The organism is Archangium sp., from assembly GCF_036388035.1.
Lineage (GTDB): Bacteria > Myxococcota > Myxococcia > Myxococcales > Myxococcaceae > Archangium.
Window position 1 is genome coordinate 1 of sequence record NZ_DASVSO010000014.1, and the last position, 17,652, is coordinate 17,652.

A 17,652-nucleotide genomic window follows, 5' to 3' on the forward strand; every position below is an offset into this window, starting at 1 on the left:
GCCGATGACGTTCTTCAGCGCGTCCTTGACGCCGTTGAGCAGGGAGCCGCCGATGATCTTGCCGAGGTCAATCTTGGGAAGCTGAAAGCCACCGATCTTCATTTGGGTATCTCCAGTGAGGGGGCAGCGCCAGCGCCGCCCGGCTTACAAAAGGATTATCGCGGCGGCCCTCCGGGAGTTTCCTCCCTGATTTATTTCTCCGATTTTTCTCCGTGTCCCACGGTTGGAGCAGCGCGTCATGCTGAGCTAGAAGGCGGGCGCCTTTCGTTCCCTGGAGGAAAGTCCGCATGCGCCGTCCCGCCCCGTTGCTCCTCGCCGCGCTCACCGTGCTGGTGGCCGCCTGTGAGAAGAAGGCGCAGCCCGCGCCCTCTTCCGAGCCCGCCACCGCGCCGGCCGCGGCCTCCGCCAGCGGGGCCCCGGGGAGCACGGACACCCTCCTGCTGGGCCAGGTGGGCAGCCTCACCGGCAGCGAGGCCACCTTCGGCATCTCGGGGCGCAACGGCATCGCCATGGCCATCCAGGAGGCCAACGCCGCGGGCGGGGTGAAGGGCAAGCAGCTCGCGGTGCGCGTCTACGACAGCCAGGGCCGGCCCGAGGAGGCGGCCCAGGCCGCCACCCGCCTCATCTCCCAGGACAAGGTCCTCGTCCTCCTGGGCGAGGCCGCCTCGTCCAACTCGATGGCCATGGCGGACAAGGCGCAGGCGGCCGGGGTGCCGATGATCACCCCCTCGTCCACCAACCCCGCCGTCACCAAGAAGGGCGACTACATCTTCCGCGTCTGCTTCATCGACCCCTTCCAGGGCTACGTGATGGCGAAGTTCGCCCGCGACCACCTGAAGATGAACAAGGTGGCGGTGCTGCAGGACAACAAGAGCGCGTACTCGGTGGGCCTGACGGACGTGTTCAGCCGGAAGTTCTCCGAGATGGGCGGCGCCATCCTGGGCAACGAGAGCTACTCGAAGGGCGACACGGACTTCCGCGCCCAGCTCACCGCCATCAAGATGACGAAGCCGGACGGCATCTTCGTGCCGGGCTATTACACGGACGTGGGCATCATCGCGCGGCAGGCGCGCGAGCTAGGGCTGACCGTGCCGCTGCTCGGCGGCGATGGCTGGGAGTCCGACAAGCTGTTCGAGCTGGGCGGCGAGGCCATCGAGGGCAGCTACTACTCCAACCACTACTCGGTGGATAACCCGGACCCGCGCGTGCAGGAGTTCATCACCCGGTACAAGGCGGCCTACGGCGGCGTGCCGGACAGCGTGGCGGCCCTGGCCTATGACGCCGCGCGGCTGGCCATCGACGCGATGAAGCGCGCGCCGGACCTGAAGGGCGCTTCCATCCGCGATGCCATCGCCTCCACCAAGGACTTCCCGGGCGTGGCCGGCACCATCAACCTCGATGAGAACCGCGACGCGGTGAAGCAGGCCGTCATCCTCAAGGTCGAGGGCGGGAAGACGAAGTTCGTCACCACCATCAAGCCGTAGGCCCCGTCCGAACTCCCGGAGCTGGCGCTGGCTCGCCTCCCTGGTACCAGGCCGATAAGGCAGACGCCCGCCGGCTCTTCCGCGGCGGGGGCGGGGTCCCGGCTTGCTCCTGACGCCCGCCGACCCACCCTGACGGTATGGGGTCCTCGCCCCAGTCCTTTCCCGGAGGAGCGGACGTGATCAAGCACATCCTCGTCGCCATCGACGGCTCGGACAGCTCGCGCAAGGCGGCGCGCTTCGCCCATGACCTGGCGCAGCAGACGAACTCTCGCATCACCCTGCTCTTCGTGCTCGAGCCGCCCCGAGTGCTCCCCTTCGGATTCATGGACGCGGAGATCATCTCCGGCCCGCAGCGCACCCCCGAGCAGATGGAGGCCGTGCGGCGCATGCTCGACGAGGTGGCCGCGGATCTGCCCAAGGCCCAGGTGGAGAAGGTGGTGGAGATTGGCCGCCCCGCCGACACCATCGTGGCCCAGGCCGACGCGCTGGGTGCGGACCACATCGTCATCGGTGCCCGCGGCCTCAACCCCGGTAGTAAGTGGCTGCTCGGCTCGGTCAGTGACAGGGTGGTCCAGCACGCGGGCCGCCCCGTCACCGTGGTGCACTGAGCGCGGCGCCCCTCCCGCGCGTCACGGCCCGGCGGGAGCCGCGACCGGAGCCGACGTCGGGGCCGGCTCGTTGACCATGCCCTGCACGCCCACCCCGAGCCCCCGGACGACCTGCAACACGCTGCTGCGCTCGTCCGTCCACCGCGCCCGGGCAGGCCCGGTGAGCATGGGGCGCTGCAGCCGGTCTTCCTCTCGCAGGAAGGTGGCCCCTCGCGAGAAGCTCGCCTCCGGGCTGAGCAACAGCCAGATGCTGGGGCTCGCGTCCTGCGATGGCTCCGTCGCCACCTGCGTGGCGTACAGGCCGAAGGTCCTCGCGTGCGCCAGGGCGACGGGCCTCAGGTCCAGGTGCAGGCTGCTGATGTGCAGCGCCAGCACGCCCCCGGGCGCCAGGTGCTTGCGGTAGACGGCCACCGCCTCCTCGGTGAGCAGGTGGATGGGGATGGAGTCCGAGCTGAAGACATCCACCGCGAGCACGTCGAAGCCCTGCCCCTGGCCGCGCTCCAGCTCCTGCTCGAGCAGGAGCCGCGCGTCTCCCTCCACCACCTCCACCCGCGCCGGCGTGTCGCGCAGGAAGGAGAAGTAGCCGCCCTCGCCCTGGGCCAGGGCGATGATCCGCGGGTCGATCTCATAGAAGCGGAAGCTGTCCCCGGAGCGCCCCAGCGCGGCCGACGTCCCCACACCCAGCCCCAGCACTCCCACGCGCAGCGAGGACGGCAGCCCCGCGGCCTCCTTGAGACGGCGCTGCTCGGCGAACGCCAGGCCCAGCCCGCTCTCGGGCGTGTAGTAGGTCGTGGGCCGCATCCGCCGCTCCGGATGGGTGTACTGGTAGCCGTGCAGGATGACGCCGTGCCGCAACATCACCACGTGGCCCACGTCGTCGCGGTCCGGCGTCTCCGCCACGTGCACCACGCCGAAGAAGCCGCGCCAGGCCGCGATGAAGGGACGCGTCTCCGCGATGGCCAGCCCGAGGCAGCCCGCCACCAGCAGCAGCAGCAGGGCCGGCACGAAGCGGAGGGCGGCCCGGGACACGGACTCGCCCGGGGAGCGGCGCACCAGGACGAGCGCCGCCAACAGGCAGCAGGCGCCCAGGGCGAGCGGGTACTCCAGGTAGAAGCGGAAGAGGCGCGGGGCCGCCAGGTGGACGAAGGCGCCGCCAACCACGCCTCCCACGGACACCCAGAGGTAGAAGGCGCCGAGGTAGCGCGGTGGAGGCCGCAGCCGGTACAGCTCGCCGTGGCACAGCAAGCACCCGGAGAAGAGGGCCGCCGAGTGGACGAGCACCTGGAAGAGCAACGGGGCGCTGCCTCCCATATAGGTGGCGCTCACCACCCCGCCCACGGCCAGCAGCAGCACCAGCGCGGTGAGGGGGCGTGAGTAGAGCGCCTCGCGCTCGAAGGCGATGATGAAGGTGAGGAGGTACAGGGCCAGCGGCAGCACCCACACGAAGGGCCCGGCCGACACGTCCTGCGAGAGTTGGTTCGTCGCGCCCAGCAGCAGCACCGAGGCACACCCGCTCAGCCCCAGCCACGCCAGGGTACGCCCCCGGCCCGGCGCGGGGCCGCTGTCCGGCGCCGCCTCGACAGCGGCCACCGGTGCCGCCTCCAGGCGCAGCATGCTCCGGGCACACACCGCGCAGCCCGCCGCGAAGAGGAGGAAGCCCACCGCCCACACCCAGGCCTGCACCCCGCGTCCCAACCAGGGCTCGACGAGGAAGGGGTAGGCCAGCAGCGCCAGCAGCGAGCCCGCGTTGGAGAGCGCGTAGAGGCGGTAGGGCGACACGCCCGGCCGCGCCCGGCTGAACCAGCTCTGCAGCAGCGGCGCGGTGGTGGACAGCGTGAAGAAGGGCAGCCCCAGCGTGGCCGCCAGCAGGGCCAGCAGCCGAGCGGTGGAGATGGCATCCGCCGCGGGGCGCCACTCGGGACCGGGGGCCACCGGCGAGCCGCTCCACAGCGCGCGGCCGCCCAGCACCGCCACCGTCAACCCCAGCAGGGCCAGGTGCACCTGCGCCTGTCGCCTCGGGGCCAGCCAGCGGACGCTGGCGTACGAATAGGCATACCCCGCCAGGAGCATCGCCTGGAAGAAGAGCATGCACGTCGTCCACACCGCCGGTGTGCCGCCAAACCATGGCAGTGCGTACTTGCCCGCGAGCGGCTGCACGCCAAAGAGCAGGAAGGCGCCCAGGAAGAGGGTGGCGGCGTAGGGTTGCATGGGGGGCGAAGCATACGCGCCGCCCCCGAGCGGGCGAAATCCACCCCGCCCGCCCCCTTGGCGACTTCCTCGGGGGCCTGGGTCTATGCTGAGGGCCCCCCGCCATGGCCCCGTCCTCGGTCCTTCCCTCCGCGCCGATCGCTCCCCCCGAGCCCGTGCCGCTCTCGCCGGTGCCCGCTCCCGCCCGGGCCAGATCGGCCTTCATCGTCGGGCCGCTCTATGACGGGCTCTTCTTCATCTTCAGCCCGCTGCTGGCGCTCGCGCTCGGCCTGCTCGTCTCCCCCTGGCACAAGAACGGAGACACCCTCTCCTTCTTCGGCTCGCCGGTGAGCTTCATCAGCCTGGCCTCCGCCAGCTTCATCCACGCCCACCTGTTCGCCGTCTTCTTCCGCAGCCACGGCAACCGCGACGTCTACCAGCGCTTCCGGTGGCGCTTCACCGTCATCCCCCTCGGCATCTTCCTCGGGCTGGTGGTGTCGCCCTGGCTGCTGATGTTCAGCACCATCGTCAACACGGTGTGGGACGTCTACCACTCGAGCATGCAGAACTTCGGGCTGGGCCGCATCTACGACATGAAGCGCGGCGCCAACCCGGAGGTGGGCCGCTCGCTCGACATCTGGATGAGCCACGTCCTCTACATCGGGCCCATCCTCTCCTCCAGCGTGACGCTCGCCGCGCACCTGGACTCCTTCAAGGAGCTCAACCGCGTCGGCAGCCACCTCTTCGACGTCGTCCCCCTGTGGGGCTCGAAGTACCAGTGGATGCTCGCGGGTGGCGCGCTCGGCGCGGGCGTCACCTACACCGCCTACTACATCTTCTCGTACGTGCGGCTCGCCCGCCGGGGCGTGCCCATCTCCACGCAGAAGGTGCTGCTCTACGCCTCCACCGCCCTGGTGAGCCTGCTGGGCTGGGGCTTCAACTCGTTCGGTGAGGGCTTCCTCATCGTCAACTTCTTCCACGCGCTGCAGTACTTCGCCATCGTGTGGTGGGCCGAGCAGGACAACCTGCCGCGCCTCTTCCGCGTCGAGGGCCGGCGCTGGGCCAGGCCCTCCGCGCTGCTGCTCTTCCTGCTCGTCCCGCTGCTCTACGGCGTGCTGCTCGGCTTCGGCTCCAACTACCTGGCGCCCAAGGGGCTGGAGCTCAGCGTGTGCATGGCCCTCGTCAACACGGTGGCCATGATGCACTTCTGGTACGACGGCTTCGTCTGGAGCGTGCGCAAGAAGGCCGTGCCCGCCACCTGAGGCGACGCGGGGCCACGGCCCCGGGCCTCAGCGCCTCACGCGCTTCATCGTCTCCTGGATGAGGTCCACGTACTGCCGGTTCTTCGGGTTGAGCTTGAAGGCCTTGCGGTATGCGTCCTCGGCCTGCGCCCACTGGGCCTCACCGCGCGACACCTCGCCCGTGAAGAACCACGCCTCCTCGCACCCGGGCTCCTGCCGCGTCACTTCCTGGAGCTCCTGCAGCGCCAGCTTGCCGTGCGCCTCGGGCTTCATCAGGTAGCGCGCCCACGCCCGGTACGCCCGGTAGATGGGCTTCGGGTCGATGTCGCACGCGTACTCGAGGTACTCGAAGGCGCCCGCGTAGTTCTCCGCCTTCAGCCGCTTCATCGCCTCGTCGTACTGCGTGCGCGCGTCCAGCAGGTCCGTGCGGATGCGGAACTGCTCCGCCGTCGACGGCCTGCCCGTGCTGCCCGCCTTCTTCTCCCGCGCCGCCGCCCGCCGCTTGCGCCACAGCGCCGCCTGCTCCACCTCGGACAGCGCCCCGTACGCCCGCGCGTACCCCACCAGCAGCGCCTCCGCCTTCTCCTTCAGGTCCGCCGTCTGGAAGCGCAGCGGCGAGAACTTGTCCGCCAGCGCGAGGAACGCCTTGCGCAGCGCCACCGGCTGCACGTCCTCGGGCACGCCCAGCAGGTCGAAGGGGTCCTGACTCCGGTGCGACATGAAGGCGCTGAGCAGCACGTTCTTCACCGCGTCGTCGTCATCCGAGAACGGCATCCCCTTGGGGCCCGTCGCCTGCGCGAGCGCCGCCGGGTCCACCGTCTCCACGCCCATCCCCGGCGGAGGCGTCAGGGCCGGAGCCAGCACGGGCGCCGGGGCCGCCACCGTCGCCGCGGGCCGCGGGCGCTGGTCCACCTCCTCGATGAAGTCCGCCAACCCCAGCAGGCAGAAGGCATAGAGCCGGCGCAGCGTGGAGTCCGTGTCCAGGCCCGAGCGCTCCATCAGCTCCGGGAAGGTGGGCCGGAAGCGCAGCGCCTGGAAGAGCCGCGCGTCCTTCGAGGACAGCTTCGGCCCCTCCACCGCCGGCACCTGCGCGAAGCGCCGGTCATCCGTGAAGGTGAAGTGCGTGGCCACCTCGTCGAAGGGCATGACGTTGGCCACGCCCGTGAGGATGAGCTGCGCGGTGTTCATCCGCACGCTCGTGTCCGGCGTCTCGATGTCGGCGATGAGCCGGAAGCGCGCGTCCGTCCAGCGGAAGCAGTCCAGCAGGCTCATCGCCATGTTGGCCTGCATCTGCTTGTACAGGTCGAAGGGGCTGATGAGGCCCCGCTGCACCAGCAGCGCGCTCATGGGGACATCCGTCTGCACGCTCTCGGCGAGCGCCTTCTGGTAGTCCACCTCCGACAGCTTCCCCTTCTCCACGAGGAACTTGCCCAGTGTCTCGTGCAGCAGGTTGCTGACGCACGCCACCGGAGCGCCGTCCTCGAAGGTGATGCGCTTCTCGCGCTGGCGCACCTTGAGTTCCAGCGTGCACGTGCGCTCCTCCACCGCGAGCGCGTGCAGCAGCAGCGGGAAGGGAGTTTCGGCGAGCGCCCCCTCGCGCTGCCTCAGGACCTGGGCGGGGGTGGAGAACATAGGGCGCGAAGTCTAGAGGCTCGCCCCCCTCTCCCACCAACCCCATCCGCTCGGCTGGATGCCGGACCGGGAGGCGGCCCCCTTCACTTCTAGTCGACTAGAAGTGATGTGGGCATTCAACCCACACCACTTCTGGACGTCCAGAAGTGAGGGCCACGGCGGCGCCCGGTCACGTCCGGGGGCCCATCACCTTGGCGGCCCAGCGGCGCGTCTCTTCGTCCACATGCTTCATCAACGAGTCGAAGCGCCCTGCGCGCATCAACTCCACCAGCCGCTCGTCCCGGGCGAGGAGTTCGGTCGCATCCCAGGGGAAGAGGAGGTCCGATTCCCCTGACTCTTGGTAGCGCGGATCCGCGACCACAGCTTCCAGGAAGCGTGAGTAGCTGTCGAAGAACCGATCCACGTTCGAGGCGATGGGTATGACCTTGGGGTCGTACTCGTAGGTATTCACCTCCACCACGGGCTGCCTTCCCCACGCATCCGCGAGTTCCGGCACAGTGGCATAGGCATAGATATCGCCACCAAAAATAATCACGGGAGTACCCAATCCCTGCCACCAGTTCTCCCGCGACCACTTGTTCGTCTTCTCCAACTCATGTTCTTCATCGGTGGATGATTCGAGATTCCAGCGCATGACCTCCGTGGCGAACGCCGCAAACCCCAAACGGGCATAAACGCCCGCCAGGATGGGGTCGAAGGGTACACCCTCCAACAAGCTCCCAGCCTTCACCGGCTCACGGGCGGGCGGCGAAGTTTCCAGCCCCAGATTCAACCGTTGGCATACGTCCAGCAAACGATCCAGACCAGGCAGAGCCATGGGTTCCATCGTTACTCCTCTTTACTCGAAACCAATGAGTCGGTCCCGCAGCTCACGCAGTGCGGCCTCCCTGGATTCTTCGACCGTCTTCGACAACCCTGGCGGATCGTCTACACGGTGGTACCAGGGTTCAAAATTCCTATCAATGACTTCGGCTGCGCGTCTCACTTCATCCGCTGTCGGGTTGGGCCGGGCCTGCCGAAATCTCCCCCACAAGAAGTTGATTTCATTGTGAACATGGAGCTGCACCATCGCCAGATTTTCCCCCGCGTTGATGTCTTCATCCGGGAAGAGGTGCGCGTGTTCGAGTTGCCGTCGATGGTGGATGGGAAGAGCCCTACTCCGCTTCTGTAAGACTTCCGCGAACCGCGGGTACAGCTCCGCGTAATACTTGCGAGCCTCCTTTCGAAGCGATTTTTTCTGTGTGTCACCCAGCAGTTGCTGGATGGCTTGTTCGATGCGAACAAAGAGGCCCCGCAGTGTCTCGCGCTCGGCATGGCTCAGGGCATGCTCGCCATCCAGCGCCACCTTCCGCCAGAGCTGCTCGAAAGCCTCCTTCTCCTCGCCGGACAGGCGTTTGACCGCGGTGCGCAACCACCCGGCCGCCACCTCGGGCTCGCGCCTCAGCGCCCTCGGCACCCACTCCAGCCCCTTCGTTGCGAAGAAGCCCGCGCCCTTCGCGAGGATGCCTCCCACGAACCAGACGGCCGCCTCCTCCACGCCCTTCTGCGCCAGCCACGCCGAGCCCTCCACCACTCCTTCCCGCCAGCGCAGGAGGATGGCCTCGTGCATGGACCGGTACCAACTCGGTTCGTATGCGAGTGCCGCCGGCGAGCGCTCCACCCGGGCGGACTCCACCCGGCCCCGGGCCTCCGCTTCGCCCAAACGGTGCTCGGCTCGCAGCACCACATGCACCGTGCGAGGCCCAAGCCCCTCGGTGAAGGGCAGCAGCACGGAGACGAGGTGCCCCGCTCCCTCGGGCGACAGCGGCCGAGGGCCTCCTCCTGGCCCCTCGCGCGAGCGCCGCACCTCCAGCAACTCCCAGCCGACGAGCCGGCTGTCCTCCAGCCGCACCTCGAGCACCACCTGCGTCGCGCCTCCGGTTGGCACCTGCATGGCGCGCAGCCGCTCCCGGGCCGTCTCGTGGAGCGTGAGGAAGGTATTGGCCGGCGTGCCCTTCGTGCCCACCGGGAGCATCCGGGCCTCGGTGGGGCGTGAGGACAGTCGGGTGGCCGCGTAGTCCACCGCCCAGCGCACCTCCTCCCGCCGCAGCGTCAGCACCATCTCGCCGGTGCGCCGGCCCACGTACTCACCGAAGACGTGGCGCAGCGTCCGCCCTAGTCCCTCCGTTTCCAACGGCCGCCCGGCGCGCTCGCCACCACCTTCTTCCCGGTAGCCCACCAGCGTCAGCGCTCCCTCCTCCCCCCAGAAGGTGAAGGCCAGCGTCGCCCCCACTTCCTCCACCCCGCTGCACAGGCCCACCACCCGAGCCACCGCCCTGTCCACCTCGGCCTCGCGCGCCGCTTCCGCCTCCCGCCCCTCCCTCTGCGCCGCCAGCACCAGCGCCCCCGCCCTCGCCTCCTCCACCTGCCGCGTCCGCGCCCTGGCCTCCTCCTCGGTGACTTCACCGTCCAGTCCCCGCGTCAGCGCCACGACTGGCGCTCTCGCGGAAGCGGGAGTCTCTCCGATACCGCCTCCTCCGCCTGGAACAGCAGGCCCTCCCCGCGGCACCGCTCTCGCGAATGCCACCGGGGAGTGCACTCCCGAGCGCAAGCCCGGCAGCGATGCACCTCCGAGCGGCGCGTGCGCGGCACACCCCGCCAGCAGCAGGCCCACCAGGCCGAGCACGCACGGGCGCCACCGCCCGGCCGCTGAAGACAAACGCGTGGACATGCCGCACCTTCCCAGGATGCCGCGAGGCTTGGAAGCCACGGTCACGCGAGTACACGGAAGCGCGAGCACGCCCGTCAACATGGTGGGTAGCGAATGGAGTGGAGGACTCAGTGGGGAGGTTTCCACCACGCCCGAGCCTCGTTGTACGCCGCGACGGGAACGTCCACGCGGCCCGTCGCCTGAACGGCCCTGCTTACGGGAAGGTCACTCCGTCCACGGACACACCCGGCGCCTCGCCGTCCTGCCACAGCGAGAGGGAGAAACGGCCACGGGCCTCCGTCTCCGCTGCCTCGGCCTCCACCACCACGCGTTGCCTTTCCGGGCCAGGGACAAGGGGCTCCAGCGGCCACACCCGACGCACCTTCAACCGCACGCCGCCCTCGCCCACCAGCTCCGCTCCCGCAGCCGTCCAGGGCCGCTCGGACAGGTTTGTCACCTTCAGCGCCACCGCCACCACCCCCCGCGCGCGGTAGCTCGTGGCGTCCCACACCTTGAGGGGCTGTCCGGGGAGTTGGGTGAAACGCTCTCCTGCTCTCAGCTCACGAGCAGGGACCCCCCTGTCATCCATTATCCCGTTGGCGAGCAGACCGGTGAGCCCGTCCGGCCTCTTCCGCTCCCGCTCCACCTCCGCCTGACACTGCCGGGCCCCGATGCGCTCCGCCTCGGCCTCCCGCCAACAAGCGCTCGGCACCTCCGGCTGGAGTTCCACATTCACCTGCTGCTCCGCCCGGGTGGCGTCCACCACCAGGATGAAGTCCGCACTCGCCGGCAGCGTCCCCTCCGCGAAGCGCACCTTCAACCTCAGCCGTTTCCCCGCCCCGAGCGAGCCAGAGGGCAGCAGCACGAGCATGTCCTCCAATACCCTCACTCGCACGAAGTGCTCGTACTCCTCCACCTCCATTCCGGCGAGCCTCAAGGGAGCGCCAAACAGCAGCGTCGTGAGGAGCCCCGGGCGGATGCGCAGCTCACTCACCTCTTGCGGCGCCTTCGTCCGCAGCGAGACGGAGCGGGGGGCGCCCGCCGCTTCGCCGGGTGGAGTAGCGGGCTGCGCGGCGGCAGCCCCCGCGAGGAGCACGAGCAGCGGGAGGGCAGGGAAAGCGGCGGACATGGGGAGTCAACCTCCGGAGTGGTGCAGATTAGCAGGCACCTCCCACGTTGGCCCCTGCCTTTTCCCACCGGGCCGCGCCTTCCCGCGCGCCGTTACTCGAAGCGCTCCACCGGCTTGACGTGCGGGCCGGCATTGACCATCGCGGTGTCTGGGCCACCGTTGGGGTTGGCCTCGTACACTAGGCCCCGCCCACGTTCCTCCTCACCAACGTCCCACGCCTCCACGCAGACGGAGTACGTCTGCCCCCCGGGCCTGCGAGCCTCGGTGAAGCGGCCGAACACGCGCTCCTTGCCGAAGAGGAGGCGCCCCGTCAGCACTGTGCCCGGCTCCAACTGTCCCAACGGTTCCCCCAGCATGAGCTGGGCGCCCGGCCCTTCACGCACGAGCCAGAACCCCGGCTCCGCGCCCGGAAAGTTGCTCCCGACTTCGTCCCCGGTGCGGATGCCCAACTGCTTCATGGCCTCCAGGGAGCCGGGCGGGCACGCCTCGGGCGCGGGGGTGGGGCGCACCTGGGCGCCAGGACACCCGGCGGCGAGCGCGCCCACGGTGGCGGTGCACAGGGCCTTGGCCACGGCGTTGCGCACCGTGCCCTTCTGCTGCTGCTTCTCCTGGGTGCTGGAGTCCTTCCGCGAAGTCTTCACGCGCGTGCTGTCCTCGGGGCGCGTCGCGCTGGCGACGAGCGCGGGGATTGCCGCCCAGGAGGGCGCCGCGCCCCCTGCACCTTCCAGCGGACACCACGGGGGCGCCACTTCCTGGCCGGGCCCAGGTGTCACCTCCGGCATCGGCAAGAAGGAGGCCACCGGAGAGGTGAGGACCGAGACCGCCTTCCTGGGCCGGGAGCCCCCGGGGAACGGCTCGGACGCGGAATGCGGAGGCGCGGCGGCGAGCAGGCCCCCCAGGCCCAGCGCCAGCGTGCGTCCGCGCCCCACCCAGGCCACCCAGGAGGCCGCTCGCGCTCGCCTCGGCATGGGGGCACGCACCGCTTCCGTCACGGCGTCCCCCCCGGTGGAGGGCTCGGAGGCGGGCGGCGCGTCCACGTCGGGCGAGGGCTCGGGGGCAGCGCCCTCCGTGGTGGCGGGCCGGCCTCGCCGGGGCCGGTCGCGCTCGTGCGCCAGCACCCGGCGGTGACGCGTCAGGTCGCGCTCCAGGTCCACCCGCACCGCCCCGTCCCCGGGCACCTCCTGGTGCCGGGTGGTGGCGGTGTCCGGGCCCCACGCCTCGCACAACGGCACCTCCCAGCTCGCGTCCGCCCCGGCCAGTGCCGACTCCAACGCCTCGCACACGGCCTCCGCGTCCGGAGGGCGCGCCTCAGGCGCCTTCTCCAGCAGGCGCACGCACACGTCCGAGAGCGCCCGGGGCACGCGCGGGTTGCGCTCGTGCGGCGGCACCACGGGGGTGTGCAGCACCGCGTCCTCCACCTCCTGCTCCGTGTCTCCCTCGAAGGGCAGCGTGCCCGTGAGCAGCCAGTAGAAGAGGACGCCCAGCGCCCACAAGTCGTCCCGGGCGCTCGCCTCGTAACCTTCCCCCGCCTCGCGCTCCCGCCGGAAGCGCCACACCTCCGGGGCCTGGTACAGCACGGCGCCCGGCACCTGGCCCCCCGTCACCTTCAGTGCCCCCGGAAAGGTGCCCACCCCGTAGTCCACCAGCACCGGCTTGCCGTCCCCCTCCCTCACCACCACGTTGTCCGGCTTGATGTCCCGGTGCACCACGCCCGCCACGTGAGCCACCACCAGCTGCTCCGCCAGCTCCAGCACCGCTCGCGCACCCCACAGGGCCGCGGGGTTGAGGCGCTCCACCCACGCGTCCATGGGCAGCCCGGGCACGTACCCCATGACGATGTAGAGGAAGAGCGGCCCGAAGCCGGGACAGTGGCCGTGGTGGCCGTGGCCGTCCACCACCACCAGGCCCATGTGGTGCAGCCGCAGCAGCACCTCCAGCTCCCGCACGGCCCGCCGCCCCACATGCGGCAGGTACAGGAACTTCACCGCGTACAGGCTGTCGCCGCGCCGAGCCCGGAACACGGTGCCGTAACCGCCCGCCCCCAGCCTCGCCTCCAGGGTGACGCCGCCCACCTCCTCGCCCACGCGCGGCAGGAAGTCCTCCGGCGCCCCTTCGTCCATGAGCCGCCGGAGCACCTGCCTGCGCTGGCGCTGCGCGAAGACCCGCCGCGCCTCCTTCCACCGCTCCTCGGTTGCCTGGTGCATGCGCGTGACCTCCCAGGTGGGTCACGCTAGCATGACGCCCGCCGTCACCGAGCGCGGGCTGGCGAGCTGCCGGATGGGCTCCACTTCTAGTCGACTAGAAGCATCGCACATAGGCGCACATCACTTCCAGTCGACTAGAAGTGAAGGCCACTCCGCGTCGACTCCGAGCGAGGGGCCAGGGGCCTCACTCGTCGTAGGACTCGTCGTCGTAGGCCGTGGGGGCCGCGTCGTAGTACCCGCCCGAGGAGGGGAGCGACACCCGGCTCAGGACGGAGTAGCCGAGGGCGAGGGCCACCAGCAGTGCCACCCCGTAGGCCATGGGGCGGCTGGGGCGCGCGCGCCAGGCCCACAGCCGCTCGCGCCGACGCTGGAAGCCGGGCGCGGCCACGTACTCCTTCCAGGCCTCCTCGCGCACCAGCGCCGCTTCCCCGTCCTGGCCGCTGCGCTCCAGCACCCGCGACAGCAGCACCCGCCCCTCCACCGTCCCGGGCCGGGCCCCGCGCAGGCGCTCCAGCGCCTCCTTCGCGCCCTTCAAGTCCCCGCGCGCCAGCCGCCAGCGCCCGCGCTCCAGGTCGATGGCTCCCATCTGGTAGCCCGCGTCCGCCTTCGCGGCCTCCTCCAGCAGCAGCTCGCCCCGGGCCATGTCCCCGGCGCCCAGGTACGCCACGCCGAGCAGGAACAGCGTCCCCACATCGTCGTCGCCCGCCTCCAGGTTCGGCTTGAGCACCTCCACCGCCGCCGCGTACTTGCGCCGCCCCACCCACAGGTCCGCCAGCTCGTAGCGCGCCCGCCGGTCATGCGGGTTGCCCTGGAGCACCCGCTCCAGGTGCGAGGCCCGCTGCCAGCGCTTCAGCGCCCGGAACGGGCTCGGCAGGATGCCCACGGTGTAGCGGTCCGCCACCCACACGAAGGCGAACACCAGCACCACCGAGAGCACCGGGCTGCCCGTCAGCGCGGAGAACAGGATGAAGAGCAACCAGGAAGAGCTCATGCGCGCCGCGTCATATCAGGCCCCGCGCGCACCACGAAAACCGCCCCGCAGGTGTGGCGTGGCGTTTCGCCACAGGGGCGTTCCGCCACACTCCCTCGCCCGCTCCACGAGCGGCTTGAGTTCTTGAAGAGCGAGCCGCTCGGAAAAGGCCACCTCGAAATTCGCAATCGAATTGCACCCTGTCCTATGCTGAACACGTTGGCGCGCAATGGCTTCGGCCTTGCACTGGGGGCGCGCTGGCCTTCCTTCACCCCTTTGCGTGGGATCCATGCTCAATCCTCTTCCACGACTCGCGGCCGTGCGCCGTCGCCTCGCGACGCTGACGTACACACCCGCCTTGCTGCTCTCGTTGGCGGTGTTGCTGACGTCCGGCGCCGCCCAGGCCCAGGCGCCCACCAACAACGCGTCCCCCAAGCTGCGCTACGAGGGCGACCTGTACGGCGACTTCGCGCTCATCGGCAGCGCGCTCGGGCAGAACTGCCAGCCCGAGACGCCCATGCCGCTCATCGGCACGACGCCGGCGAACAACAAGTTCGTGCCCGGAGAGCCCTCCTGCTACAAGAAGGACACCTCCCCGGACTTCTTCTGGACCCTGGACGACTGGACGCTCGAGAACACCGGGGCCACCACCCGGCCCTACCTCGCGCCCAGCGGCGCGCCCGCCACCAATCCCCTGCTGGCGCGGACCCAGGCCGTGCTCACCCTGCCCCCGGGGGCCCAGGTCACGTACGCGCGCCTCTACTGGGCGGCCACCCGCTACAACAGCCTCGCGGGTGACAAGGTCTCGGAGCCGGATCTCACCGCCACGCTCTCCCGGCCGGGAGTGACGGGGTTCGACAAGTCCCTCACCGCCGACGACTACGCCTTCGAGTACACGCCGGGCCAGGAGTACCAGTACCAGTCCACCGCCGACATCACGAGCATCGTGAAGGCGTACGGCTCGGGCCGCTACCAGGTCAGTGACGTGCTGGCCATTCCCCTCGACGCCACGGGCGGCGAGTTCCTCTTCGACAACTGGTGGATGGTCGTCTTCTACGAGCTGCCGGGCGCGGACAAGCGGCACCTGAAGCTCTTCGACAGCATGAAGGTCGTGGGGAGCGCGGCGGATGCCGTCTCCTTCGCCCTCAGCGGCTTCTACGTGCCGCCCTACGCCGTCGACGCCAAGCTGGGCGTCGTCGCCTTCGATGGTGATGAGCCCGACCTGGAGGACACGTTCTCCTTCAACAACAAGCGCCTCGGCAACGACCTCAACCCGCAGAACAACTTCTTCAACGGCACGCGCTCCTGGACCCGCAAGAGCCCGGGGGTGCGCACCGACACGCCGCTGGCGGGGATCCCCACGGGCACCGACGGGGTGCTCGACAGCTATCCCATGAGTCACAGAGGGGATCGGCCCCAGCTCGCCGGCACGGCCGGAAGCATCTCGGGCATGGACCTGGACGTGGTGGACGTCACGGTGGCCGTGGGCGACAAGTCGGCCAAGGTGGACGTCAGCACCGCCGCCGACAAGTTCTGGCTGGGCGGCTTCGTCACCTCCATCACCACCCAGGCCCCGGACTTCACCAACACCCTGAAGTCAGCCCGCAACCTCACCCGCACCGACGGCACGGTGCGCCCCGGCGACACCATCGAGTACACCATCTCCACCATCAACGTGGGGGATGACGACTCGCGAGACACCGTCCTCACGGACGCGCTGCCCGCCCAGCTCGACTACGTCCCCGGCTCGCTCCAGCTCCTCACGGTCGCGGCGAGCGACCCCACCCCCGCCCCTCGTGTCCTGACCGACACCAAGAGCGATGATGACGTCGGCTCCTACGACCCCACCACGCGCACCCTCACCGTCTACCTGGGCACGGGTGCCACGCGCACCAAGGGCGGCAGCCTGAAAAGGAAGCTGGGGGCGAGCCCGGGCGAGAGCACCAGCATCTCCTTCCAGATGAAGGTCAAGCCCACCACCGTGGGCAAGGTGGAGAACCAGGCCATCATCGAGGCCGGCGGCATGCTGGGCATCGACCCGGTGAAGACGCCCTCGCGCAGCCCGAGCGGCAGCGGGCCCACGAAGATCGAGGTCGCCATCGTCCCGGTGCCCGTCATCACCGCCCCGGCCCCTGGCTCGCTCATCTCGGACAAGTCGCCCACGTACACCGGGACGTCCCTGCCGGGGACCACCGTCACCGTGAAGCTGGCGGATGGCACGCCCCTGTGCACCGCCACCACCGACGCCACCGGCGCCTGGTCCTGCAAGAGCGGCACGCTGCTGAGCGAGGGCCCCCGCACCATCGAGGTCGTGGCCACCGACAGCTCGGGCAACCCGAGCCAGCCGGCGACGAGCACGTTCACGGTGGACACGGTGGCGCCCGCCACGCCCGTCATCACCTCCCCCTCCTCCGGCGCCATCCTCACGGAGCAGCGCCCGGTGTTCACCGGCACCGCCGAGGCCAACTCCACGGTCACCGTGAAGGTGGATGGCAAGGTGATTGGCCGGGTGAGCGCGGACGGCACGGGCAAGTGGCTCATCACGCCCTCGGAGCCGCTCACGGAGGGCCCGCACACCGTCAGCGCCACGGCGACGGACGCGGCCGGCAACACCAGCTCCGCGGCGAGCGTCCCGTTCTCCATCGCGGCCAACCCGCCGGAGACGACCATCACCAGCCAGCCGCCGCTCAGCACCACGAGCACCACGGCGAGCTTCACCTACGAAGCCAACGTGGGCGTCGACAGTTTCGAGTGCAGCCTCGATGGTCTGGCCTTCGTGCCGTGCAGCGCCAGCGGGAAGACCTACACGGAGCTGTCCGAGCGCCGGCACACCTTCGCGGTGCGCGCCAGGGGCTACGGCGGCGCCGTGGATCCCACTCCGGCCACCTACACCTGGACGGTGGGCATCGACACCGACAAGGACGGCATCCCCGACAGCGTCGAGACCGCCACCGGCACCGACTCGAACAATGACGATACCGACGGCGACGGCATCAAGGACGGGGTCGAGGACAAGAATGGCGACGGCTCCGTGGATCCGGGTGAGACCGACCCGCGCAAGCCCGACTCCGACGGCGACGGCATCAAGGACGGCGTCGAGGACGCGAACCAGAACGGTCGCGTGGATGCGGACGAGACCGACCCGCGCAACCCCGACTCCGACAACGACGGCCTGAAGGATGGCGTCGAGGACACGAACCAGGACGGCGTCGTGGACACGGGTGAGACCAACCCGCGCAACCCCGACACCGACGGTGGCGGCGTCAAGGACGGTGACGAGGACAAGAACAAGAACGGCAAAGTGGACCCGGGCGAGACCAACCCGCGCGATCCCGCGGACGACGACACCGACGGCGACGGCATCCCCAACCGCCTCGAGGACAAGGACAAGGACGGCGTCGTGGACCCGGGCGAGACCGACCCGCGCAGTCCCGACTCCGACAACGACGGCATCTCCGACGGCACCGAGGACACGGACAAGGACGGCGTCGTGGACTTGGGCGAGACC

11 protein-coding genes are annotated in these 17,652 nt (G+C 70.0%); 4 read left to right on the forward strand and 7 right to left on the reverse strand.

Going from position 1 to position 17,652, the window contains the following annotated elements; translation table 11 throughout:
* Positions 1 to 287 precede the first annotated feature (287 nt).
* Entirely contained in the window at positions 288 to 1,484 is a 1,197-nt protein-coding gene (locus VF697_RS00445) for an ABC transporter substrate-binding protein (RefSeq protein WP_331091118.1), read from the forward strand.
* A gap of 176 nt (positions 1,485 to 1,660) precedes the next feature.
* Positions 1,661 to 2,092: a universal stress protein gene (locus VF697_RS00450; RefSeq protein ID WP_331091120.1), complete on the forward strand. Its 432-nt coding sequence runs from the start codon at positions 1,661 to 1,663 to the stop codon at positions 2,090 to 2,092.
* A gap of 21 nt (positions 2,093 to 2,113) precedes the next feature.
* On the opposite strand, the gene VF697_RS00455 is transcribed toward VF697_RS00450, so the two are convergent.
* On the reverse strand, positions 2,114 to 4,300 hold the full coding sequence (locus VF697_RS00455; RefSeq protein WP_331091122.1) for a fused MFS/spermidine synthase: 2,187 nt from the start codon (positions 4,298 to 4,300) through the stop codon (positions 2,114 to 2,116).
* Positions 4,301 to 4,404: 104 nt separating this feature from the next.
* Here VF697_RS00455 and VF697_RS00460 point away from each other — a divergent pair, with 104 nt between their 5' ends.
* Positions 4,405 to 5,541 carry a hypothetical protein gene (locus VF697_RS00460; protein ID WP_331091124.1) on the forward strand — a complete coding sequence of 379 codons (1,137 nt, stop codon included), beginning with the start codon at positions 4,405 to 4,407 and terminating at the stop codon, positions 5,539 to 5,541.
* Positions 5,542 to 5,568: 27 nt separating this feature from the next.
* Here the strand turns inward: VF697_RS00460 and VF697_RS00465 are convergent, their stop codons facing one another.
* The 6 genes from VF697_RS00465 to VF697_RS00490 form a co-directional block, all read right to left on the reverse strand.
* Positions 5,569 to 7,152 carry a DUF4388 domain-containing protein gene (locus VF697_RS00465; RefSeq protein WP_331091126.1) on the reverse strand — a complete coding sequence of 528 codons (1,584 nt, stop codon included), beginning with the start codon at positions 7,150 to 7,152 and terminating at the stop codon, positions 5,569 to 5,571.
* 169 nt (positions 7,153 to 7,321) lie between these two features.
* Entirely contained in the window at positions 7,322 to 7,978 is a 657-nt protein-coding gene (locus VF697_RS00470; protein WP_331091127.1) for a hypothetical protein, read from the reverse strand.
* A 12-nt stretch (positions 7,979 to 7,990) separates the two neighbouring features.
* Positions 7,991 to 9,622, reverse strand: a complete 1,632-nt coding sequence (locus VF697_RS00475) for a hypothetical protein (RefSeq protein ID WP_331091129.1) — start codon at positions 9,620 to 9,622, stop codon at positions 7,991 to 7,993.
* A 433-nt stretch (positions 9,623 to 10,055) separates the two neighbouring features.
* Positions 10,056 to 10,970: a DUF2381 family protein gene (locus tag VF697_RS00480; RefSeq protein ID WP_331091131.1), complete on the reverse strand. Its 915-nt coding sequence runs from the start codon at positions 10,968 to 10,970 to the stop codon at positions 10,056 to 10,058.
* A gap of 92 nt (positions 10,971 to 11,062) precedes the next feature.
* The gene (locus VF697_RS00485; protein ID WP_331091133.1) at positions 11,063 to 13,174 is read right to left on the reverse strand and encodes a serine/threonine protein kinase; all 2,112 of its coding nucleotides are present in this window, start codon (positions 13,172 to 13,174) and stop codon (positions 11,063 to 11,065) included.
* 184 nt (positions 13,175 to 13,358) lie between these two features.
* The gene (locus VF697_RS00490) at positions 13,359 to 14,165 is read right to left on the reverse strand and encodes a hypothetical protein (RefSeq protein ID WP_331091135.1); all 807 of its coding nucleotides are present in this window, start codon (positions 14,163 to 14,165) and stop codon (positions 13,359 to 13,361) included.
* A 298-nt stretch (positions 14,166 to 14,463) separates the two neighbouring features.
* On the opposite strand from VF697_RS00490, the gene VF697_RS00495 reads away from it, so the two are divergent.
* Positions 14,464 to 17,652 (forward strand): Ig-like domain-containing protein (locus VF697_RS00495; protein ID WP_331091137.1); only part of this gene is annotated, 3,189 nt, incomplete at its 3' end.